Annotated in this window: 19 protein-coding genes; 13 read left to right on the forward strand and 6 right to left on the reverse strand. The window is 66.9% G+C overall.

What is annotated here, in order from left to right; genetic code table 11:
- Nucleotides 1-40: 40 nt before the first annotated feature.
- From rnhA to ispH, 3 genes are read right to left on the reverse strand one after another with little or no spacing between them, the layout of a single operon-like run.
- Nucleotides 41-484 (reverse strand): ribonuclease HI, encoded by a 444-nt coding sequence (gene rnhA, locus V2I30_RS03915; protein WP_330660766.1) that lies wholly within the window; start codon nucleotides 482-484, stop codon nucleotides 41-43.
- 19 nt (nucleotides 485-503) lie between these two features.
- Complete coding sequence (gene thrB, locus V2I30_RS03920; RefSeq protein ID WP_330660767.1) at nucleotides 504-1502, reverse strand: homoserine kinase; 999 nt, start codon at nucleotides 1500-1502, stop codon at nucleotides 504-506.
- A gap of 30 nt (nucleotides 1503-1532) precedes the next feature.
- Nucleotides 1533-2540 carry a 4-hydroxy-3-methylbut-2-enyl diphosphate reductase gene (gene ispH / locus V2I30_RS03925; RefSeq protein WP_330660768.1) on the reverse strand — a complete coding sequence of 336 codons (1008 nt, stop codon included), beginning with the start codon at nucleotides 2538-2540 and terminating at the stop codon, nucleotides 1533-1535.
- A 105-nt stretch (nucleotides 2541-2645) separates the two neighbouring features.
- On the opposite strand from ispH, the gene V2I30_RS03930 reads away from it, so the two are divergent.
- From V2I30_RS03930 to tatC, 9 genes are all read left to right on the forward strand, one after another.
- Entirely contained in the window at nucleotides 2646-3296 is a 651-nt protein-coding gene (locus V2I30_RS03930) for a hypothetical protein (protein WP_330660769.1), read from the forward strand.
- 89 nt (nucleotides 3297-3385) lie between these two features.
- Nucleotides 3386-5134, forward strand: coding sequence for an arginine--tRNA ligase (gene argS / locus V2I30_RS03935; protein ID WP_330660770.1), 1749 nt, complete (start codon nucleotides 3386-3388; stop codon nucleotides 5132-5134).
- Nucleotides 5135-5155: 21 nt separating this feature from the next.
- Nucleotides 5156-5878, forward strand: a complete 723-nt coding sequence (locus V2I30_RS03940; RefSeq protein ID WP_330660772.1) for an SPOR domain-containing protein — start codon at nucleotides 5156-5158, stop codon at nucleotides 5876-5878.
- Between the two features lie 128 nt (nucleotides 5879-6006).
- A complete protein-coding gene (gene nagZ / locus V2I30_RS03945; RefSeq protein WP_330660773.1) occupies nucleotides 6007-7029 on the forward strand; it encodes a beta-N-acetylhexosaminidase in 1023 nt (340 codons plus the stop codon).
- 23 nt (nucleotides 7030-7052) lie between these two features.
- Nucleotides 7053-7895: a segregation and condensation protein A gene (locus V2I30_RS03950; RefSeq protein WP_442896899.1), complete on the forward strand. Its 843-nt coding sequence runs from the start codon at nucleotides 7053-7055 to the stop codon at nucleotides 7893-7895.
- Between the two features lie 74 nt (nucleotides 7896-7969).
- Nucleotides 7970-8548: an SMC-Scp complex subunit ScpB gene (scpB, locus tag V2I30_RS03955; RefSeq protein WP_442896900.1), complete on the forward strand. Its 579-nt coding sequence runs from the start codon at nucleotides 7970-7972 to the stop codon at nucleotides 8546-8548.
- Nucleotides 8549-8631: 83 nt separating this feature from the next.
- Complete coding sequence (tatA, locus tag V2I30_RS03960; protein ID WP_330660776.1) at nucleotides 8632-8904, forward strand: twin-arginine translocase TatA/TatE family subunit; 273 nt, start codon at nucleotides 8632-8634, stop codon at nucleotides 8902-8904.
- A gap of 49 nt (nucleotides 8905-8953) precedes the next feature.
- Entirely contained in the window at nucleotides 8954-9466 is a 513-nt protein-coding gene (gene tatB / locus V2I30_RS03965) for a Sec-independent protein translocase protein TatB (protein ID WP_330660777.1), read from the forward strand.
- A gap of 6 nt (nucleotides 9467-9472) precedes the next feature.
- Complete coding sequence (gene tatC / locus V2I30_RS03970; RefSeq protein WP_330660778.1) at nucleotides 9473-10378, forward strand: twin-arginine translocase subunit TatC; 906 nt, start codon at nucleotides 9473-9475, stop codon at nucleotides 10376-10378.
- Between the two features lie 112 nt (nucleotides 10379-10490).
- Here the strand turns inward: tatC and V2I30_RS03975 are convergent, their stop codons facing one another.
- From V2I30_RS03975 to V2I30_RS03985, 3 genes are all read right to left on the reverse strand, one after another.
- A complete protein-coding gene (locus V2I30_RS03975; protein ID WP_330660779.1) occupies nucleotides 10491-10715 on the reverse strand; it encodes a hypothetical protein in 225 nt (74 codons plus the stop codon).
- A gap of 162 nt (nucleotides 10716-10877) precedes the next feature.
- The gene (locus V2I30_RS03980) at nucleotides 10878-12560 is read right to left on the reverse strand and encodes an amidohydrolase (protein ID WP_330660780.1); all 1683 of its coding nucleotides are present in this window, start codon (nucleotides 12558-12560) and stop codon (nucleotides 10878-10880) included.
- A gap of 11 nt (nucleotides 12561-12571) precedes the next feature.
- A complete protein-coding gene (locus V2I30_RS03985) occupies nucleotides 12572-13471 on the reverse strand; it encodes an NAD(P)-dependent oxidoreductase (RefSeq protein WP_330660781.1) in 900 nt (299 codons plus the stop codon).
- An 86-nt stretch (nucleotides 13472-13557) separates the two neighbouring features.
- Here V2I30_RS03985 and V2I30_RS03990 point away from each other — a divergent pair, with 86 nt between their 5' ends.
- From V2I30_RS03990 to V2I30_RS04005, 4 genes are all read left to right on the forward strand, one after another.
- A complete protein-coding gene (locus V2I30_RS03990) occupies nucleotides 13558-14811 on the forward strand; it encodes a threonine ammonia-lyase (RefSeq protein ID WP_330660782.1) in 1254 nt (417 codons plus the stop codon).
- A 341-nt stretch (nucleotides 14812-15152) separates the two neighbouring features.
- Entirely contained in the window at nucleotides 15153-15998 is an 846-nt protein-coding gene (locus V2I30_RS03995; RefSeq protein WP_330660783.1) for an arginyltransferase, read from the forward strand.
- A gap of 109 nt (nucleotides 15999-16107) precedes the next feature.
- Nucleotides 16108-18498, forward strand: a complete 2391-nt coding sequence (locus tag V2I30_RS04000; RefSeq protein ID WP_330660784.1) for an autotransporter assembly complex protein TamA — start codon at nucleotides 16108-16110, stop codon at nucleotides 18496-18498.
- Nucleotides 18498-22745, forward strand: coding sequence for a translocation/assembly module TamB domain-containing protein (locus V2I30_RS04005; protein WP_330660785.1), 4248 nt, complete (start codon nucleotides 18498-18500; stop codon nucleotides 22743-22745). Before V2I30_RS04000 ends, V2I30_RS04005 begins: the two co-directional genes overlap by 1 nt.
- Nucleotides 22746-22756 lie beyond the last annotated feature (11 nt).

Consider the following 22756-nt stretch of genomic DNA (forward strand, 5'->3'; position numbering starts at 1 on the left):
CGAGCGGTCCTTCGCACGGCCGCTCCTACCTGCCCCGGCCTCAGTCTTGCGCGGCGGCTTCCTCCGCCGCGTCGCTTGCGAGCTGATCTACCCGCTCATTTTCGGGATGGCCGCTATGGCCTTTCACCCAGTGCCACTCGATCTCGTGCCGGTCGGCGACCTCGATCAGCCGGTGCCACAGATCGGCATTGCGCACCGGCTTCTTGCTGGCATTGACCCAGCCGCGCTTTTTCCAGCCGTGCACCCATTTGGTGATGCCTTCGATCACATATTTGCTGTCGGAATAAAGCTCGACCGCGCACGGCTCGATCAGCGCCGAGAGTCCCTCGATCGCGGCAATCATCTCCATGCGGTTATTGGTGGTGTCCGCCTCACTGCCCGACAGCTCCTTCTCGTGCTTGCCCATGCGCAGCAGCGCGCCCCAGCCGCCCGGGCCCGGATTGCCCTTGCAGGCACCATCGGTATAGATTTCGACACGTTTCATCGGATGGAGCATCGGCTGATCAGTTCGCAGGGCGAAAGACCTCGCTGCCGTGATCGCGGTAGAATTGCAAGCGGTGCACGAAGTCCATCGGGTCCTTGGGCGTCACCAGCGCATCGGCGGGCGTGCTGATCCAATCCTCCGCACGGCTGGCGATGAAGCGCATCGCGGCGCCGCGCGCGAGCACGGGTAGGGCGGCGCGCTCGCCCGGCGATAAAGCGCGCACCTCCTCGTAACCCCGCATCAGCGCGTCTGCGATGGCGGCGTGATAGTTGCGTCCATCGCCCGAAAAGCACCAGGCGGCGTGGGTCACGGCGTAATCGTAGGCGAAGGCGTCGTCGGCGGCGAAATAGAAGTCGATCAGCCCGCTGACATCCTCGCCGGCGAACAGCACGTTGTCGGGGAAAAGATCGGCGTGGACCACGCCGCGCGGCAGCCCGCCGGGCCACTGGCGCTCAAGATAGCGCAGCTCCTCGAAAGCAATCCCCGGCAGCGCGGGGTCGATCGCCGCCAGCGCCTCCTCGCCGCACCCTTCGAGCGCGCGGGACCAGGCGGCGAGCGCCATATCGTTGACTCTCGTCATCGTGAAATCCGCGACCGCCAGATGATTGCGCGCGAGTGCCCGGCCAACCGAATGCGCCTGGGCGGGCGTGGGACGGTCGACCGAGATGCCGGGCAGGAACTCGATCAGCGCCGCCGCCTTGCCCTCCACATGGCGGTGGCTCGCGCCTTCGCGGTCGTGGATGGTGCGCGGCACGGCGCAACCCTTGGCTGCGAGGTGGTCCATCAGGCCGAGGAAGAAGGGCAGGTCGGCGATGTCGATCCGCCGCTCGTACATCGTCAGAATGTAGCGCGTGGTCTTGCCGCCATCGCGCTGCGCCTCAGGCCCGGTGGTCTCGATCAGCCAGTTGGAATTGGAGACGCCTTCCGCGATACCCTTGGCCGAAACCAGCGTGCCGACATCGTAATGGGCAATAAGGGCGGCGAGCTGATCCGCGCCGAGATGGGTGTAGACCGCCATGCGCGCTTCGAATCGGCCCTCGCCTTCTCTTTATTCGGCGAGCTGGCGCGGCAGTTTGAAAACCATCTTTTCTTCCGCAGCGGTGATCGTGCGCTCCTTGATCGGGCGCAGCTTCGCCAGCGCGTCGACCACTTCGCGCACCAGCACTTCGGGGGCGGAGGCGCCGGCGGTAAGACCGATCGCATCGATCCCGTCGAGCCAGGCCGGATCGATCTCGCTGGCGCGCTGGATCAGCTTGCCCGGTGTGCCCAGCCTCTCGGCCACCTCGACAAGGCGCAGCGAATTGGACGAATTAGGCGCGCCGACCACCAGCACGAGATCGCAATCCCTCGCCAGTTCCTTGACCGCCTTCTGACGGTTGGACGTCGCGTAGCAGATGTCTTCTGCCTTCGGCCCCTGGATATTGGGATAGCGCCATTCGAGCGCCTCGATCACTTCGGCGGTGTCATCGACGCTCAATGTGGTCTGGGTGAGATAGGCGAGCTCCTCGTCCGTATTGAAAGGCAGCTTGTCGACATCCTCGATATTCTCGACCAGCGTCATCTGCCCGGGCTCGACCTGGCCCATCGTGCCGATCACTTCGGGATGGCCGGCATGGCCGATGAAAATGATGTGCCGCCCCTTTTCCAGCTGGCGTTCGGCCTGGCGGTGGACCTTGGAGACCAGCGGGCAGGTCGCATCGACATAGACCATGTTGCGCCGCTCGGCTTCGGCGGGGACCGATTTAGGCACGCCATGCGCGCTGAAGACGACCGGCGCATCGGTGGGCACCTCGTCCAGTTCTTTGACGAAGATCGCGCCCTTGGCCTTCAGCCCCTCGACGACATATTTGTTGTGGACGATCTCGTGGCGGACATAGACCGGCGCGCCATACTTCTCGAGCGCCTTCTCGACGATCTCGATCGCCCGGTCGACGCCTGCGCAAAAGCCGCGCGGCGCCGCGATGAGCAGCGTCAGGGGGGCAGCGCTCGAAGCCGCGTTTGCGGGGGCGCCGGAAGGGGCGTTTGCGGGGGCGGTGTCGTGAAAGGGCGCGTTCATATCCCACCCTCTAGCGCTTTGCTGCGCGGCTCGCTAGGGCACAGCTGCATCCGCGCTCGGCCACGCTTTCGATCCGGCGCGGCAATATTGCAGGAACCCGCTACGATGACCTACCGCCGCCACGCCCTACCGCTTCTCGCTCTTGCCGGCGGTCTTGCCGGCTGCGCGGGCGAAGGCGATCTCGTGGTCGATCAGGGCGTGGGCATCACCGCGGTGCTCTCAACCTGCCCGGCGGTCGGCATTCCCGACTATACCGGCGACATCACCACTTTCGGCTCCGCCAATGATGCCAGCCTCGCCAATCTCGACGTGACCGCCACGATCACCAATCTACGCTCGACCTGCAATGACGAGGGCGAGCGGGTCTATACCGAGGCGAGTTTCGACGTCCTCGCCCGCCGCACCGACGCGCGCGGAAGCCGCACCGTGACGCTGCCTTATTTCGTGACCGTGCTGCGCGGCGGCAGCGCGGTGGTGACCAAGCGGGTGGGCGAGGTGACGGTGACTTTCGCCGACGGCCAGGAACGCGCGCAGGCGAGCGGCAAGGCCGGCTCCTTCATCGATCGTTCGGCGGCGAGCCTGCCCGAGGACATTCGCGAACGCATCACAAGGCGACGACGGGCGGGCGACGTCGATGCCGCGCTCGACCCACTGGCCGCCCCCGAAGTGCGCGCCGCGATCCAGCGCACGCGTTTCGAGATGCTCGTTGGGTTCCAGCTGAGCGAGCAGCAGCTGGCCTATAACGCCACGCGTTAAGCGACACCTTGAAAAAATCGCGAGTCCCCGCGAAGGCGGGGACCTGTCTCAAGGAGGACCCCGCCTGCGCGGGGGCGCACTGATATCGTATGAATCACAGAACCCTCTACGCCGCGTTCGGCGACACCATTCACAATGCGCTGGCCGCGCTTGCGGCGGATGGCACGCTGCCCGAAGATACCTCTTTCGCCAATGTGACGCTCGAACCGCCGCGCGACCCAGCGCATGGCGATCTCGCGACCAATGCCGCGATGGTCCTTGCCAAACCCGTCAAGACCAATCCGCGCGCCCTGGCCGAGAAAATCGCTGCAAAACTCGAGGCGGATTCGCGCATTGTCGGCGCTGAAATCGCCGGGCCGGGCTTCATCAATCTGCGGCTCGACCCAGGGGTCTGGCTGTCCGAATTGCAGGCCATCGCTCAGCTCGGCGAAGCCTATGGCCGCTCGGACATGGGCGAGGGGACCCGCGTCAATGTCGAGTATGTCTCCGCCAATCCGACCGGCCCGATGCATATGGGCCATTGCCGCGGCGCCGTGGTCGGCGATGCGCTTTCCAGCCTGCTCGAATATGCCGGCCACGCGGTCACGCGCGAATATTACATCAACGATGCCGGCAGCCAGGTCGATACGCTCGCGCGCTCGGCCCACCTCAGATATCGCGAGGCGCTGGGCGAGGATATCGGCGCCATCTCGGAAGGATATTATCCCGGCGACTATCTGAAGCCGATCGGCGAATATCTCGCGCGTGAAGTCGGCGACAGGTATAAAGACGCGCCCGAGGCCGAATGGCTGCCCTATTTCCGCGCCGAAGCGGTGAAACAGATGATGGAGCTCATCCGTTCCGACCTCGCGCTGCTCGGCATCCATCACGACGTCTTCGCCTCCGAAGCCGCGCTGCACGCCGCGGGAAAGCCGAAAGAGGCGGAAAAGTGGCTGCGCGCGCACGATCTCGTCTATGATGGCGTGCTCGAAGCGCCCAAGGGCAAGGCGCCGCCCGAGGATTGGGAGCCGGTGGAGCTGCCGCTGTTCCGCTCGACCAAGTTCGGCGATGATCAGGATCGCCCGATCCGAAAGTCCGACGGCTCATGGACCTATTTCGGCGCCGATCTCGCCTATCACATGCAGAAGGCGGCCGAGGCGGACGAGCTCATCGACATCTGGGGCGCGGATCATGCCGGGACGGTCAAGCGGATCAAGGCCGCGGTCGCCGCTCTCTCCAAAGGACAGGGCGCGCCCATCCCCTTCGACGTCAAGCTGGTCCAGATGGTCCAGCTGATGCGCGGGGGCGAACCGGTGAAGATGTCCAAACGCTCGGGCAATTTCATCACCATCGCCGATATGGTGGACGAGGTCGGCAAGGATGTGGTGCGCTTCACCATGCTGACCCGCAAGCCCGAGGCGCAGATGGAGTTCGACTTCGCAAAAGTGGTCGAAGCCTCGAAAGACAATCCGGTCTGGTACGTGCAATACGCCCATGCCCGGATCCGCTCGACCCAGCGCAAGGCGAAGGCGGAAGAGGGGATCGAGCCGTCCGCCGACGCGCTCCACCTGTTGGGCGATGAGGAACGCGCCCTGATCGCCCGCGCCGCGCAATTCCCGCGCGAAATCGAAGCCGCCGCGAAGGCGCGCGAGCCGCATCGGATCGCCTTTTATCTCTACGACCTCGCCACCGATCTCAACGCGTTCTATTCGCTCGGCAATACGTCGCCTGAAAAGCGCTTCATTGTGAAACAGGATGCCGCTTTATCCGCCGCGCGGCTTTTCCTCGCGGACGCCATCGGGCAAGTGCTGCGCAATGGGCTCGGCGTCCTTGGCGTGGACGCGGTCGAGAGTATGTAAGTGAGCGGGCAGGGTGAACGGGTGACAAGTCCAGCCGATCAGGACACGAATATGGATGGCGGTGCGGCCGCTGACCACGCTGCGACGGACGAACTCGATCTCAGCGGCGACGACAGCCTGCCCTGGCTCGAACCGGGAGAGGAAGACGCCGCCGCCGGCACGCTAGACAGGGCGCAAGTGGTCGGCTTCGCCGCGATCCTGCTGGTCATCCTCGCCGCCGCGGTCGGCTCGGTCTGGTATTTCGGATCGCGTTCGGGCGATGGCGACGTGGTCGCCGATGGCAGCGTCATCGAGGCGCCCGCCGGCCCGATCAAGGAGCGCCCCGAAGACCCCGGCGGCAAGGAATTTGCCGGCACCGGCAATGTCGCTCCGGTCGTGGGTGAAGGGGGCACCCCCGATGGCGTGATGGCGACCGAAGAGGGGGACGGGGCCGCCGAGGCAAAACTCGTCAAGCTGCAACCCGCCGACGAACCGGCGCAGCAGCCGAACGAGCAGCCGGCAACCTCCAGCGGTGTCGCCGTCCAGCTCGCCGCCTATGCTTCGCGCGCGCGGGCCGAACAGGGCTGGCGCGATCTCACCCAGCGCACCGAGGTGCTGAGCGGGCGCAATTACCGGATCGAGCGCGGCGTCGTCGATATCGGCACCGTCTACCGCCTCCAGGTGCCAGCATCCGACCGCGCCGCCGCCGACAGCCTGTGCGAAGCCTTGCGGGCCGACGGTCTGGACTGCCAGGTCAAAGGCTGAGCTAAGCGCCTGGCGCACGCGAGGCGGGCTCGGTTTCGGCGCGCTTGCCCCGGCGTTCTCCCCGAAAATGCGACACCGCCCCGCGCGCCGCGCTTGCCAGAGCGCGCGGCTGCTGCAAGATTTGCCCGATGATACCGGCAATTTTCGGCTGTTCTGGCCCCAAGCTTACCGCGGATGAGCGCGCTTTCTTCCGTGAGGCCGATCCCGCGGGCTACATCCTGTTCGGGCGCAATTGCGAAAACCCCGAGCAATTGCGCGCCCTGACCGACGAAATGCGCGCGCTGCACGGGCGCGAGCATTTGCTCATCTCGATGGATCAGGAGGGCGGACGCGTCGCGCGGCTGCGCCCGCCGCACTGGGCCGATTATCCCAAGGGCGAGGCGTTCGACAAGCTCTACGATATTGCCCCGGCCAGTGCGATCGAAGCGGCACGCGCCAATGCAACAGCGATGGCGCTCGAACTGGCGGCGATGGGCATCCCGGTGACCTATCACCCGCCGCTCGACCTGCGCGAACCGGGCGCGCATGACGTCATCGGCGACCGCGCGCTTGGCAGCGATCCGATGCAGGTCGCGGCATTGGGCTGCGCTATCCTGGACGGGCTGGCGGCGGGCGGGGTCACCGGCTGCATCAAGCACATGCCCGGCCATGGCCGCACCATGGTCGACACCCACCGCGAAATGCCCACGGTCGAGGCGAGCGAGGAAGAGCTGGAACGCGACCTGGCGCCGTTCCGCTCGCTCAACCACGCGCTGATCGGCATGACCGGCCACCTCAAATTCCCGGTCTGGGACGAGGAATGGCCCGCCACGCTCTCCCCAACCATCATCCGCGATGTCATTCGCGGGACGATTGGATTCGAAGGGCTACTGCTGACCGACGACATCGATATGGAAGCGCTGACCGACACCATTCCCGAACGCGCCCTGCGCGCCCACCGGGCGGGCTGCGATATCGTGCTCAATTGCTGGGCGAAGATGGACGACATGGTCGGCATTTGCGAGAAACTGCCCGCGATCTCGGACGGCGCGGCGCAGCGGCTTGAGCGGGCGCTCGAGAATACGCGCGTGGGCGACGGCACCTATGACGAAGCGCGCGAATTGCGGGCCAAGCGCGACGAATTGCTCGCGCTGACCGGGGCGGCGGCATAGTCATGGCGGAGGCGGAAGGCTTCATGCTGACAGGCGGCACTGCCGATCCGTTCGCAACCGAAGCCGAAATCCGTGCCGAGGCCGACGACAAATGGCGCGCCAGTCCGGTGCGCCGGGGGGCTGCCCGAGGCGAGGACGCGCTCTATCTCGAGCTCGATGGCTGGGAAGGTCCGCTCGACCTGCTGCTCGACCTCGCGCGCCGGCAGAAAGTGGATCTGCGCCAAATCTCGATCCTTGCGCTGGTCGATCAGTACCTCGCGCATATCGAAGAGGCGCAGAATGTCCGGCTGGAGCTGGCGGCGGACTATCTCGTCATGGCCGCCTGGCTTGCCTACCTCAAATCGGCGCTTCTGCTGCCGAAGGAGGAGCAGGAAGATCCCAGCCCCGAAGAGCTCGCCCTGCGTCTGCAATTGCGGTTGCAGCGGCTGGGCGCGATGCGCGAGGCGGCGGCGCGGCTGATGGCGCGCGACCGGATCGGGCGCGATGTGTTCCTGCGCGGAAACCCCGAGGGGCTACGCACCGATCGCCGCCGGGTGTGGACCTGCAACACGCATGCGCTCATCCAGGCATACGGCCAGGTCAAGGCGCGCACCGCGCCGCGCATCTATCACGTGTCGGACCGACCTGTAATGACGCTCGACAGCGCGCTCGAGCGGGTTTCCGCCATGCTCGGCCTGACGCTCGACTGGATGGATATCCGCGACTTCCTGCCGCCCCATGCCGAGGCGCCCCTGCGCAAATCGGCGCTCGCCTCGAGCTTCGTCGCGGCGCTCGAACTGGCGCGACTGGGGCGGGCGGAGATCGCGCAGGACGGCGCCTTTGCGCCGCTGCGCATCCGCCGGGTGAAGCAGGGGGCCGGGGCGTGACGAACGACAATGACGAATTGCCCGGTGCAATCGAGCGCAGTCTCGAGGCGACGCTGTTCGCGGCCGAAGAGCCCATGAGCGCCGAGCAGCTGGCGTCTCATCTCGGCGACCTCGATAAGGCGGATATGCGCGCCGGCCTCGAGACGCTGCAGAGCCATTACCAGGGGCGCGGTGTCGAGCTCGTCCAGCGCGGCGGGCGCTGGCATTTCGAGACCGCGCCCGACATGGCGCATCTGCTGCGCCGCGAAAAGGAGCAGGTCCGCCGCCTCAGCCGCGCCGCGACCGAAGTGCTCGCGATCATCGCCTATCACGAGCCGGTCAGCCGCGCCGAAATCGAATCGATCCGCGGCGTGCAGACCAGTTCGGGCACACTCGACGTATTGATGGAGGCGGGCTGGATCAGGCTCGCCGGCAGGCGCGAAGTGCCCGGCCGCCCGGTCATCTACGCGACGACGCCCGAATTTCTCGATCATTTCGGCCTCGCCTCGCGGCGCGACCTGCCCGGCATCGACGAATTGCGCGCCGCGGGGCTGCTCGATCCGGTGGACGAGGCCTTCGATGAGGCGATGGGCACCGGCAGCGAGGACAGCGATGCGGACGAGGAACCGGAGGTCGGCGCCATGCGGACCGAGGTCGACGAGGCCGCGGATTGACCGAATGCTGGCGCTCAGGCGCGATCATCCCTATATTAGCGGCTGCGTGACCACCCCGAACCGGGCAAAATGAGAGACTGGCCATGAATATCGGCGTTTGGCAGATCCTGATCCTCGCAATCGTCATCCTTGTCCTGTTCGGACGCGGGCGCATTTCCGAGATGATGGGCGATTTCGGCCGCGGCATTTCGAGCTTCAAAAAGGGCATGACCGAAGACGAAGCGAGCGCCACCTCGAGCGCGTCCAAGCCCAACGCGCAGATCGAGCCGCCCGCCACCGAAACCTCGCGCGCATCCGTTTCCTCTGGCGCTCCCGCTCAAAAGGCGCCCAGCGAAAGCGGCGACACGAAGCGCTGACCCGTTCCCGCCCACCCATGCTGGCGCGCGCCGGGCATAAGGTTCTGACATGTTCGACATAGGCGCTGCCGAACTCCTGGTGATCGTCATCGTCGCGGTCCTCGTCATCGGACCCAAGGACATGCCGATGGCGATGCGCACGGCCGGACGCTGGATCGGCCAGGTGCGCAAGGTCTCCGCCCATTTCCGCACCGGCATCGATGCGATGGTGCGCGAGGCGGAGCTCGAGGACATGGAAAAGAAATGGAAGGCGCAGAACGAGGCGATCATGCGCAAATCCTCAGCCGCCAGCGAAGCGGAGAAGGGCGAACCGGTGATGACCGGGCCGCCGCCGGTTGATCGCGGCGCGCCCGAGGCCGAAAGTGCGCCCGAAAGCGCCGCCGGAGCGCGCGGAGATATCGCCAAGCCCAAAAGCGTCGCCGCCAAGCCCGTTGCAACCGCCGCGCTCGGCGAGGAAGTGGGCAACGTCCAGCCGCGCCCCGCCCCCGGGGCGCCCGACACGCGCGAAGCCGGTGGCGACGACCTGCCCCGCAAGCAAGCGCCCCGCAAGCAAGCACCCTGATCCGACATGGCCTTCGCAATCAAGGATATCGACGAGACCCGCGCTCCGCTGCTCGATCATCTGATCGAATTGCGCAGCCGGCTGGTGCGCTCGGTCTTCGCGCTGCTGATCGGATTTGCGATCTGTTTCGCCTTTGCCGACCCGATCCTGGGCTTTCTCGTCCAGCCGCTGAAAGACGCCTTTCCCGCGGGCGAGGGCCAGCTCATTTTCACCAAGCTGCCCGAAATCTTCTTCGTCGAATTGAAGGTCGCCCTGTTCGCCGGCTTCATGGTCAGCTTTCCGATCATCGCCAACCAGCTTTGGGCCTTCATTGCGCCGGGACTCTATGCGAACGAGAAGAGGGCGTTCCTTCCGTTCCTCCTCGCCACGCCCGTCCTGTTCATCGGCGGGGCGGCGCTTGCCTATTACGTCGTCATGCCGACGGCATTTCGCTGGTTCCTCGGCTTTGGCGGGGGCGTGGGCGGGCTGGAGATCGAGGCGCTGCCGAGTGCGGGCGACTATCTCAGCCTTGTCATGCAGTTCATTCTCGCCTTCGGGCTGACCTTTCTCCTGCCGGTCCTGCTCATGCTGCTGCACCGCGCGGGCATCGTCACCCGCGCGCAGCTTGCGGGGGCGCGGCGCTACGTGATCGTGGGCGTGGTCGCGCTGGCCGCGGTGGTGACGCCGCCCGATCCCGGCAGCCAGCTGATCCTCGCGGTGCCTTTATTGGTGCTGTTCGAAGCCTCGCTCCTGCTGATGCTGGTGCAGGAACGCACGATGCGACGCAAAGGCGCGAAATCGGCGGAGGGCGAGCAGGACGTCGCCGGGCCGGGCGAGGGCAGCGGCGCAAATGTCGAAGCGACAAGCGATGCGGCACAGGGATCGGCTGGCGAAGCCGGCGCCCGGCGATCGGACGGATTGGGCGCCGACTGAGCGCGCGCCGCGCGGTGACTACGGAAGAGCCCGCGCCGTAAAAAATCCTGTCGGCAGAAGCGATCCCGGCGGAAAAGGCGCCAGGGTCGCTTCTGCCGCAGGGTGCGACCCGTTACGGGCTTACCGGATTATCGTCGTCATCGCCGCTTGCGACCACCACGGCGCCGGCGACCACGGCGGCACCGAGTGCGGCGAGCAGTAGGATTGGTGCGCCCACCGCTTCGCTTTCGTCGCCCATAAGCGGCGCCGTAGCGCGTTCGAACGTGGGCCCGGCGAGGACGGGAGAGGCGGCAAGCGCGAGGGCGGCACTGGCGAGGGCGAGAGAAGGCAATTTCATCGGACGATCTCCTGTGGACGGCGGGATGAGACTTTTCGCCGCTCCGAATGACCATCTTATGAGAAGATCGAATGAAATTAATCGGATAGGTAGCACTACATAGGTGCGCGTTCGTCTTCGGACGCCCGCCAGCCGTCCCTCCAAAACGGCCGCATCCGCCCGTCAGTCGGCGACCGGTTCCGCTTGCTGGCCGCGCACGAAAACGCGCTTGCCCGCCAGCCACACTTCGCGCACGCGGGTTTCGCGAATGTCGCTCGGGGCGGCGAGCAGCGGGTCGCGGTCGACGAAGAGGAAGTCGGCGCGTTCACCGGGGATCAGTCGTCCGAAGCGCCCCTCGGCGAAGCCCGCATAGGCGGCATCGGCGGTGAACCCGGCGAGCGCTTGTTCGCGGCTCACCGCCTCGCGCGCGCGCCAGCCGCCGAACGGCCTGCCCTCGGCGTCGGTGCGGCTGATGGCGACGGCGATACCGGCGAAGGGATCGGCGGGTTCGACCGGCGCGTCCGATCCAAAGGCCAGCCGACCGCCATTTTCCAGGATGCTGCGCCAGGCATAGGCGCCGCCCAGCCGATCCTCGCCCACCCGCGCCTCGGCCATGAACATGTCGCTCGTCTGGTGCAGCGGCTGCATCGAGGCGATCGTGCCGTGCCGACCGAACCGTGCAAGGTCCGCCGGATCGACGATCTGCGCATGTTCGATGCGCCAGCGGCGATCGCCCTCATAGGCTGACGCCAGCTCGTCGATTGCGTCCAGCACATCGGCATTGGCGGCATCGCCGATGGCGTGGATCGCGGTCTGGAAGCCGTCCAATGCGGCGCGGCTCATCCGGTTGCGCAGTTGCGTCTGGGTGATGAGGGGGATGCCGCGCGTCGTAGGCTCGTCCTCGTAAGGTTCCTTGAGCGTCGCCCCGCGCGATCCGAGCGCGCCGTCGACGAAGAGCTTGATCCCGTTCAGCCGCAGCCGGTCTTCGTAAAGCCAGGGCGTGGGCCCCGTCCCGCCGATCAGTTCCATCGCCTCGGGCGAGCTGGCATAGGCCATGATGCGGATGCGCAGGCGCCCCTCGTCGCCCGCGCGGCGGAAGGTCATCCAGTCGATGAGCGGCGTGCCCATATCGGCTACCGCGGTGACGCCGTTTGCGAGCAGCCGCTGCTGCGCCATGGCGAAGGCGGCGTCGCGGTCCTCGGGGCGCGGGGCGGGCACGAATTCGCCGACCAGCGCGCTCGCCCGGTCGACGAAGATGCCTGACGGATTACCCTGCGCATCGCGAACGATCCGCCCGCCTTCGGGGTCGGACGTGTCGGCGCCGATCCCCGCCTGCTGCATGGCAAGGCTGTTCGCCCAATGCGCATGATTGTCCGCCCGTTCCAGCCAGACCGGGCGATCGGGCACGATGGCGTCGAGCTCCGCGGCGGTCGGGAAGCGGCCAAGGCCCCACTTCTCCTGATTCCAGCCGCGCCCGAGGATCCAGGGCCGCCCGGGATTGTCCGCGGCGAAGCGCGCAATTTTGTCGAGCGCTTCTGAGAGGCTGTCCGTGTCAGAGAGATCGAGCGTCAGCGCGGCAAAGCCGATATCCATCACGTGGACATGCGCATCGATCATGCCCGGCAGCATGATCTGCCCCTTGCCGTCCATCGCGAATTCGATGTCCTCGGGCCGATCTTCCCCGCGCTCGAGCGTCTGGGTGATGACGCCATCGTCGTCATAGACCAGTGCGGTGAACCGCTTGACCTCGCCCGCTTCGTCGATGGTGATGCCATCGACATCGTAGACCAGCGTATCGGCGAGGGCGGGCGCGGCGAAACATGCGGCGCAAGACATGGCCAGCGCGGCCAGAGATGGTCGGATCATGGGGTTCTTCGTCATTCGCTGGGTCGGGGAAGGCGGGTGATGAGTGCGCTAGTGTCGAGGCGATTGCCCCCGGCGGCCTGGACCTCGGCATAGAATTGATCGACCAGCGCGGTGATCGGGGAGGCGAGCCCCAGCCGGCGCGCTTCGTCCAGCGCATAGGACAAGTCCTTGCGCATCCAGTCGATCGCGAAGCCGAAATCGAACTTGCCCTGGGCCATCGTCTCCCAGCGATTGTCCATCTGCCAGCTTTGCGCAGCGCCGCCCGAAATCGCTTCGTAAGTGCGTTCGAGATCGAGCCCCGCGCCTTCGGCCAACCGGATCGCTTCGGCGAGGCCGCCCAGGATACCGGCGATGCACATCTGGTTCGCCATCTTCGCGGTTTGGCCGGCGCCAACCGGGCCGACATGGGTGATCGCCTTGGCATAGGGCTGCATCGCGGGATGCGCGCGGGCCATCGCGTCCTCGCCGCCGCCGCACATGATTGCGAGCTGCCCGGCCTCGGCGCCCGCCTGCCCGCCGCTTACGGGCGCGTCGACGAAGTCGATCTGCGCGTCCGCGCAAGACTCGCCCAGCTTGCGCGCCATGGCGGCGCTGGCGGTGGTGTGGTCGATCAGCAGCGCGCCCGGCTCCATCGCCTCCAGCACGCCGCCCGGTCCAATCGTCACTTGCGCGAGATCCGCGTCTTCGCCCACGCAGGTCATGACAATATCGGCGCCGCGCGCGGCTGCGGCGGGACTTTCCGCAAAGGCGATGTCCAGACCTTGCGCCTTATATTCCTCCGCCCGCTGGCGGGCACGTTCGGGCGAGCGGTTATAGGCGGTGACCCGGTGTCCGGCGCGCGCGAGGTGCGCGCTCATCGGTCCGCCCATGACGCCGAGCCCGATGAAAGCGATGCTGCGACCCTGTTTCATACCGGCCGGGTTAGAGCGATCTGCTGCGATTGCCAGCGAAAAGCGGTTTGCCCTCCCCCAGCGCAGCGCCTAGGGCGGGCGGCGCCATGAACGCGCCAGAGACACAGTTGAAGCCCTCCGCCACCCCCGCCGACCTTACGCTCGACGATGTGCGTGCGGCGGCCGCGCGGATCGAGGGCGCGGTGGTGCGCACGCCGCTGATGCACTCGATCACCCTGTCGCAGATAACCGGCGCCGATGTCTGGCTCAAATTCGAGAACCTGCAATTCACCGCCGCCTATAAGGAGCGCGGCGCACTCAACGCCCTGCTGCTGCTGAGCGAGGAGCGGCGCAGTCGCGGGGTGATTGCCGCCTCGGCGGGCAACCATTCGCAAGGGCTTTCCTATCACGGCACCCGCCTCGGCGTTCCGGTCTCGATCGTCATGCCCAAGACGACGCCGACGGTGAAGGTGATGCAGACCGAGAGCGTGGGCGGCAATGTTGTCCTCCACGGCGAGACATTCGACGAAGCCTACGCCCATGCGCGCGAGCTCGAAGCCGAGCGCGGGTTGACCTTCGTCCACCCCTTCGACGATCCGAATGTGGCGGCAGGCGCCGGCACGGTCGCGCTCGAAATGTTCGAGGAGAAGTCGGACTTCGACTGCATCGTCACCCCGATCGGCGGGGGCGGGCTGATTTCGGGCATGGCGACGGTCGCCCGTGCGCTCAATCCCGAAACGGAAGTGGTCGGCGTGCAGGCGGGTCTGTTTCCCAGCATGTTCGCGCGGTTCAAGGGCGAGGAGCGGACGTGCGGCGGCGATACGCTCGCCGAGGGAATAGCGGTCAAGCAGCCGGGCGACTTCACCAGCCAGGTCATCGCCGAGCGGGTGGACGACATCCTGCTGGTCGGCGAACCGGCGCTGGAAAAGGCGGTTTCGCTGCTGCTCCAGATCGAGAAGACCGTGGTCGAAGGCGCGGGCGCGGCGGGGCTTGCCGCGGTGCTCGACAATCCCGAGCGGTTCGCCGGCAAGTCGGTCGGCCTCGTCTTGTGCGGCGGCAATATCGACACGCGCCTGCTCGCAAATGTGCTGCTGCGCGATCTCGCGCGCCAGGGGCGGCTCGCGCGGCTGCGCGTCACTCTGCAGGATCGGCCGGGCGCGCTGTTCAAGGTGATGCGACTGTTCGATGCGCACAACGTCAACATCATCGAGATCTACCACCAGCGCATCTTCACGACGCTGCCGGCAAAGGGTCTCATCACCGATATCGAATGCGAAGCGCGCGATGCCGAGCAGGTCGAGAAGCTGGTCGCCGCCTTGCGCGAAGCCAAATACCAGGTCCAGGTGGTCGAGCTGAACTGATTCGCGCGTCGCGTTAGCCGCTCGTCAGTTCCGCCGCGCGCTTGCCTGTCTCACATTCGGACCATCGCCGCGCGATGTGTGAAGGCATGCCGCCGATCCGATGCCAATTCCCCGCGGCGCTTGTGCAAAGTAACGCCCCATTCACCCTGTTTTATGGTTAAGGGTCTTTTACACCGCAGCCCAAAAAGGCATAAGATTGTCTTAATACACGCCCCCCCGATTCCCCGACGCGCCTTATGGACGCATGCCGGGCGGGGCATTCGCCAGCCAGCATTCGTGGTGCCGGCATTCGCCCAAGGCGGCCGCCGCGCCGCTCCTTCGAAGGACGTGAAGTCAGACCCGTGACGGCCCCAATCCGCTTCCCCCGCTTCTTCGTGACCAGCCCCGCGCCGTGCCCGTATCTTCCCGGGCGCAGCGAACGCAAAGTGTTCACGGAGCTCAAGGGCGCGCATTCGGATCAGCTGAACGAGGCACTGGGCCGGATCGGTTTCCGCCGCAGCCAGACGGTCGCCTATCGCCCCAGTTGCCTCGGCTGTCAGGCATGCGTCTCGGTGCGCGTGGTGGCGGACGAATTCCGCCCCTCGACCACGCAGAAGCGCGACATCAAACGCAACCGCGATCTCATCGTCACCGAATGCCGCCCCTGGGCGACCGACGAACAGTTCGAGCTGCTCACCAAATATCTCTCGGTGCGCCATCCCGATGGCGGCATGTCGGCGATGGACGAGCTCGATTATGCCGACATGGTCGAGCATACGCCGGTCACCAGCACGCTGGTCGAATATCGCGAGCCGACCGCCGATGGCGAGCCGGGGCGGCTGGTCGGCGCCTGCCTGACCGATCGGCAGGGCGACGGGCTGTCCATGATCTATTCCTTCTACGATCCCGATCACGCGGGCCGCGCCGGTCTCGGCAATTTCATCATCCTCGACCATATCCAGCGCGCAGGCCAGGCGTCGCTGCCCTATGTCTATCTCGGCTACTGGGTCGATGGCTCGCCGCGGATGCAGTACAAGGTGCGCTATCGCCCGCTCGAACGCCTGACCCGCGATGGCTGGGAACGGATGAATGAGGAAGAGCAATCGCGTCTAATCGCCGCGGCTACGGCACCGCGCGACAAAAAGGCTGGTCAATTCGAAGGCGCTAGGGGTAAGGACGGCCAGCCCGTCAAATTTCCTGCAAGCTGATTGATATTTGAGAACTTTCCGGCTGAAACTGGCCCTGATGGCCGGACTGTCCGCTTTCGGTGTGCCAGCCGCCGGGCAGGGAGTCGCATCCGTTGGACCCGAAGGGGCGGTGAGTGCACGCCAAGGCGTTTTCGCGTTTGAAAACGAGCGCATTTTCGCTCCGCAAGGCATCGGCCTGCCGCCCCGCAGCCTCCACTGCATCGCGCTCGCCGCGGATTTTGGTCAGGGGTCGGATATGGGCGCGCTGGACCCATCGGCGCAATCGCCACAGGAAACGACCACCGGTCCACCCTCCGAAACCCCTGAGGAAAATGAGACCCCGCCCCCCGCGCAGCCAGAACGCCCGCCGGCGCGCGAGCCCGATGCCGACGCGGCGGGCCAGCCCTACACGCTCGATGCGCTGATCCCGCAAGGCGCGGTGGACAATGCCGAGGATTGGGCCGAGCGGGGGACGTCCGCGCCGCCGCCGAGCGAGCCGGTTCCTCCGCCCCCGACGCTCGCCGAGGAGACGCCGCTTTTCACCGGCGAGGACGGCGAACCTGCGGTCGCAGTCAGTCCGTTCGATATCGACGCGGCGCTCGAGGATTTCGCGATCCCCGAACCCGAACGGCTCGAACCCGATCCCGACCGGCCGAGCTTCGCCGAGATCGAGGCGCCGACGCTGGTCGATCTGCCGGAGCTCGAGGAATTCGAGGTCAGCGACGAGCTGATCCTCGCTTTTCCGGTCGATAACGAACGCTTTCCCGAAGAGACCGATTTCATCGAACGCTTCCGCGCGCTCTCCGCGATCGAGGCGCTCGACACCGACGAAGACACCGTCCCACAACTCGCCGCGCGGGCGCGTTCGGACGAAGAATTGCTGAACGAGATGCTGCGCGTCTACGGCTATTATTCCGCCGACGTTGTGCGCCAACTCTCGGGCGGGCGGCGCGGCTTTGCCGATGAGGAAGGGGAGGCGACGCGCGACGTCGCCGAAGAACCGCAGGTGCGCTTCGACGTCATTCCGGGCACGCGCTACCGCTTTGGCGAGATCGATCTGGGCGCGCTCGACGCCTTGCCCGATACCGAACGCGCAACCTTGCGCGAGAGCTTCGGCATCCGCCCGGGCGATCCGCTTTATGCCGATCGCATCGTCGAGGAAGAGGTCGACCTGCGCGTCGCGCTCGGCGAGAACGGTTATCCTTTCGCCGAGGTCGATGGGCCATCGCTGCTGATCGATCACACGCGCGAGGAAGGCGATCTCTCGTTGCCGGTCGAGCCGGGCGGCCGATACACCTTCGCCGGCGTCGACAGCAGCGATCCGCGCTTCCTTTCCGACCGGCATCTGGAACGCATTGCGCGTTTCGATACCGGCGACACCTACCAGACCAGCCTGCAATCGGACCTGCGCCGCGCGATCCTGGCGACCGGTCTGGTCTCCTCCGCCACCATCGCCCCTCGCGAAGTCTCGCCGCCGAGCGAGGGCGAGCCGGGCGAAGTCATGCTCGATGTCGATCTCGAACGCGCACCCTTGCGCACCATATCGGGCGCAATCGGCTACGGCACGGAGGACGGGTTCAAGATCGAGGCGGGCTGGGAGCATCGCAACCTCTTCCCGCCCGAAGGCGCGCTGCGACTGCGCGGCATTCTCGGCACGCGCGAACAGCTCGCCAGCGTCACCTTCCGCCGCAACAATTTCCGCGATCGCGACCAGGTGCTGACCTTCGATGCCTTTGCGAGCGACATCGAGACCGAGGCGGTCGATGCGCGCACCGCCGGGCTTCGCGGCGCGTTCGAGCGGGTGTCGAACCTGTTGTTCCAGAAACCGCTGAGCTGGCAGGTCGGCGCGGAGCTTCTCTACACCGACGAGCGCACCCGGCAGGGTTCGGGCGATGCCTTTTCGCCGCGGCAGGAATATCTCATCGGCGCGCTGTTCGGCAGCGCGACGATCGATGCGAGCGACGATCTGCTCGATCCCACGACCGGTTTCCGCCTGACCGGCTTTGCGGCGCCCGAAGTGTCGCGTTCGCTGGGCGAGGAATCCTATTATCTGCGCGCTCGGGTCGATGCGAGCTACTATCAGTCCGTCGGTTCGACGGTGCTGGCCGGGCGCGCGGCGGCGGCGACGATCCTTGGCGCCGAGGCGTTCGAGATCGCGCCCTCGCGCCGGCTGTATTCGGGCGGCGGGGGATCGGTGCGCGGTTATGGCTTCCAGGCGATCGGCCCGCGCAACGAGTTCGGCGAAGCGCTGGGCGGCGGTTCGCTGGTCGAAGTGGCGCTCGAGGCCCGCATCCAGACCGGGCTTCTGGATGGCGCGGTCGAAATCGTACCCTTCATAGATGCTGGCACGATCTCGCGCGAGGCGCGGCCCGACTTCGAGGTCTTCCGCGTCGGCGCGGGGATCGGTGCGCGCTACAAGACCAGCTTTGGCCCGATCCGCGTGGATGTCGGCGTGCCGATCAATCCGGGCGAATTCGATGCGCCCGTGGTGGTCTATGTCAGCCTGGGGCAGGCGTTCTGATGGCCGATACGAGCATCACCGATCCGGCGCCTGACGAGGACATCGACACCACCGAGGCCCAAGATCAGGCAGACGCCGAGCCACGCAAGCGCAAGCGGCGCTGGGCAAAGCGGCTGGGCTGGACGCTGGTCGCGTTGCTGACGCCGATCCTGCTTGCCGCCGCGTTCCTCTCCTCGCCGATCGGCAAGCGCTTCGTCGCCGATCAGATCGCGCAGGTCTCGCCCGCTTCGGGTCTGCGCTTCGAGGTCGGACGAATCGAAGGCGATATCTATTCCTCGGCGGTGTTGCACGATGTCGTGTTGAAGGATCCGCAAGGCACCTTCCTAACCGTGCCCGAAGTCGTGCTCGAATGGCGCCCGCTCGCCTGGCTGTGGAGCGGGCTCGACATTCGCGAGCTGACCGCGCGGCGCGGCCGGCTCGAACGGCTGCCCGAATTACTGCCCGGCGATCCCGACGCGCCGACCCTGCCCAATTTCGACATCCGGGTAGACAGGTTCGCGATCGAGGATCTGACGCTGGCACCCGGCGTCGCAGGCGAACGCGCGCAGCGCGTGAACTTCGCCGGCGAGGTCGATATCCGCTCCGGGCGCGTCTTCGTCGATGCTGCGGGAACGCTCGGTTCGCAGGACCGCGTGGCGCTGCTCCTCGACGCCGAACCCGATGGCGACCTGTTCGATCTCGAGCTCGACGTACAGGCCGCCGAAACCGGCCCGATCGCCGCGCTGGCGGGGCTCGATGCCGCCTACCGCGCCCGGATCGCGGGTGAGGGGACCTGGACGCGCTGGCTCGGCCATGCGCTTGTCACCCGCCGCCGGGACGAGGAGCGGGTGCGCGTCGCGGGCTTCCGCCTGACCAACGATGCCGGTACCTACGGGCTGCTCGGCACGTTCTCGCCGCCGCCGGGCGATGGCTCGATCCTGGACCGTGCGCTCGGCGAGCAGGTGGCGCTGGCGCTGAACGGCTCGCTTGAGGAAAGCGTCTTCGACGGTGAGCTTGCCGCCGTCACCCCGGCGCTCGATCTGCGCGGCGAGGGGGTGGCCGATCTGGCGGGGAACGCGCTCGACGGGTTCGAGGTCAGCGCCTATCTGCGCGATCCCGATCTGCTGGGCGAGAGCCTGCGGCTGCGCAATGCGCGGGTGACGGCGACGATCGACGGGCCGTTCCGCGACCTTGCGATCGACCACCGGCTGCAAGTCGCCGCGCTCGAGACGGGCGTGGTCACCGTCCAAGGGCTGATCCAGGCGGGCACCGCGAGTTACGACGGCGAAACCTGGCGCCTGCCGATCGACGTCGCGGCTGAGCGCGTCGTGACCGGCAACGATTTCGTCGATCCGCGGCTGACGAATGGCCGCATGGACGGACTGCTCACGCTCCAGGGCGACCGGCTCGAAGCGGACAATACCCGCATCGCCTTTCCCGGCCTCGACGCGCAGCTGACCCTGCGCGGCGATCTGGCGCAGGGGAGGTACGCGCTGGCCGGACCCGTCGAAGCGCGCGGCATCGCCATTCCCGATGTCGGCAATGTCAGCGCCAGTTCGAGACTCCGTGCCTCCTTCGGCGGCGGCACGCCCTGGCAGGTGAACGCCGACCTTTCGGGCGTGGTGAGCGATGTCCGCAACGCCACCATCGTTAACTTCGCCGGGGAAAGGGTACGTTTCGACGGGTCGCTGGCGATGGGCGGCGAGAGCCCGATCGTGCTGCGCGATGTCGATCTGTCGAGCGAGCGGCTGACCCTGGCGCTCGACAGCCGCATCGTCGGCGACACGACGACGCTGGAGGGGAGCGGGCGTCATGTCGAATACGGACCCTTCACCTTCGATGCCGAGCTGTCGGGCGAGGGGCCGCGCGCGCAGCTGGTGCTGGCCGACCCGCTGCCCGCCGCGGGGCTGACCGATGTCCGGGTCGGCATCGCGCCGAGCGCGGACGGCTTTGCGATCGATGTCGCGGGCGGATCGCTGCTCGGGCCGTTCGCGGGCGATCTCGGCCTCGTTTTGCCGGCGGAGGGACCGACCGGAATCGCGATCGAACGGCTGGCGGTCGACCGCACCAATGTGACCGGCGGACTGACGTTGGGCGATGCCGGGATCAGCGGCAACCTGCGGCTCGCGGGCGGGGGGCTCGACGGCACCATTGCGCTCGCGCCCGGTTCCGGCGACGCGCAGAACTTCGATGTCGACATCCAAGCGCGCGGCGCCCGTTTCGGCGGGGACACCCAAATCGCGCTCGGCTATGCCGATATCGATGCCGAAGGCTCGTTCGGGGGCGGCAGCAGCCGGATCATCGCCGACATCGAGGGGACGGGCCTCGAATATGGCGCGCTTAACATTGCCGCCTTCAATGCCAAGGCCGAGATCGTCGATGGCCGCGGCGATCTTCAGGCCTCGATCGCAGGACGGCGCGCTGACCGGTTCCAGCTGAAGCTCGACGGCGATTTCACGCCCGAACGCATCGCGCTCATCGCGCAGGGCGAATATGGCGGGCGCGCGATCACCATGCCGCGGCGGGCGGTGCTGACCTCGCTCGAAGGCGGCGGCTATCGCCTGGCGCCGACGCAGATCGGCTTTGCCAATGGCTTCACTGTGCTCGAAGGGACGTTCGCAGGCGAGGCTACCGCGATCGAGGCGAAGCTGGCGCGCATGCCGCTGCGCCTCGCCGACCTCGCGGGCGCCGATCTCGGCCTCGGAGGACGTCTGTCGGGGATCATCAGTTACAGCCAGTCGCCGGGCGCCCTGCCGCGCGGCAATGCGCGCGTGCGGATCGACGATTTCACCCGCTCCGGCCTCGTCCTGTCTTCGCGCCCGATCGACGTCTATGCGGTCGCCGATCTGAGCCCGAGCGCGCTGTCGCTCGGGGCGCGGCTGCGCGAGGACGAACGGCGATTGGGCCGGCTCGACGCGCGCATCACGCGCCTGCCGCAGGCGGGCGGGCTGGCCGATCGGATCATGCGCGGACGCCTCGATGCGACCCTTGCTTTCGAAGGGCCGGCGCAATCGCTCTGGCGCCTCGCCGCGATCGAAGTGTTCGACCTGACCGGCCCGCTTGTCGTAAGTGCCCGCGCCACCGGAACTCTCGCCGATCCGCGCATCACCGGCGAGCTTTCGAGCGACGATCTGCGTCTGCAGAGCGCCGTTTCGGGCACCGACATCACGGACGTTACAGCGCGCGGGCGGTTCGCCGGATCACGGCTCGAACTCACCCGTTTCGCCGGGCGCACGCAGGGCGGGGGCACGGTCAGCGGCAGCGGCAGCGTCGATCTGTCGGGCATGTCGGCAAACCGCGGGCCGCAGATCGATATCCGCGCCGCGGCCAACGATGCGAGACTGCTCAATGCCAACGGCCTCCATGCGACCATCACCGGGCCGCTGCGCATCGTCTCCAACGGCAATGGCGGTGCGATTGCCGGACGCGTCGAAGTCGAGCGGGCGAGCTGGGCGCTGGGCGTGGCCGAGGAAGATCTGCGGCTGCCGACCATCCCAACCCGCGAGGTCGGTCTCGCTGACGGCAGGCAAACGCAAGCGGCTGAAGGCGGCGGTTCGTGGCGCTACCTCGTCGATGCCCGCGCACCCAGCCGCATCTCGGTCGACGGGATGGGGCTGGAGAGCGAATGGGGCATCGATATCGCGCTGCGCGGCACGGTCGACGATCCGCGCATCGGCGGCGAGGCACGGCTGGTGCGCGGGGATTACACCTTTGCCGGCACGCGGTTCGAGCTGACCGAGGGGCGCATCGAGTTCGACGCGAACCAGCCGATCGACCCACGCCTCGACATCGAGGCCGAGACGAGCGCCAACGGCACCGATGTCCGCATCGATATCACTGGCAACGCGCAGTCGCCCGAAATCGCCTTCTCCTCGACCCCCGCTTTGCCCGAGGAAGAAATCCTCGCGCGGCTCCTTTTCGGCGGCTCGGTCACCTCGCTGTCGGCGACCGATGCGGTGCAGCTTGCCGCCGCGCTCGCGTCCCTGCGCGGCGGGGGCGGCGGGCTCGATCCGATCGGCGACCTGAGGCGTTCGATCGGGCTCGATCAGCTGCGCATCGTCAGCGCCGACCCGGCACTCGGCCGTGGGACGGGCGTTGCGCTCGGCAAAAATCTGGGACGCCGCTTCTACATCGAGCTCATCACGGACGGGCAGGGCTACAGCGCGACGCAGCTTGAATATCAGATCACCAGCTGGCTCGCCTTGCTCGGCACGGTGACCACGATCGGGCGCGACAGCGCCCTGGTGGAAATCAGGCGCGACTACTGACCGCTGCGGTA

Source organism: Erythrobacter sp., assembly GCF_036351135.1.
In the GTDB taxonomy this organism is placed as follows: Bacteria; Pseudomonadota; Alphaproteobacteria; order Sphingomonadales; family Sphingomonadaceae; genus Erythrobacter.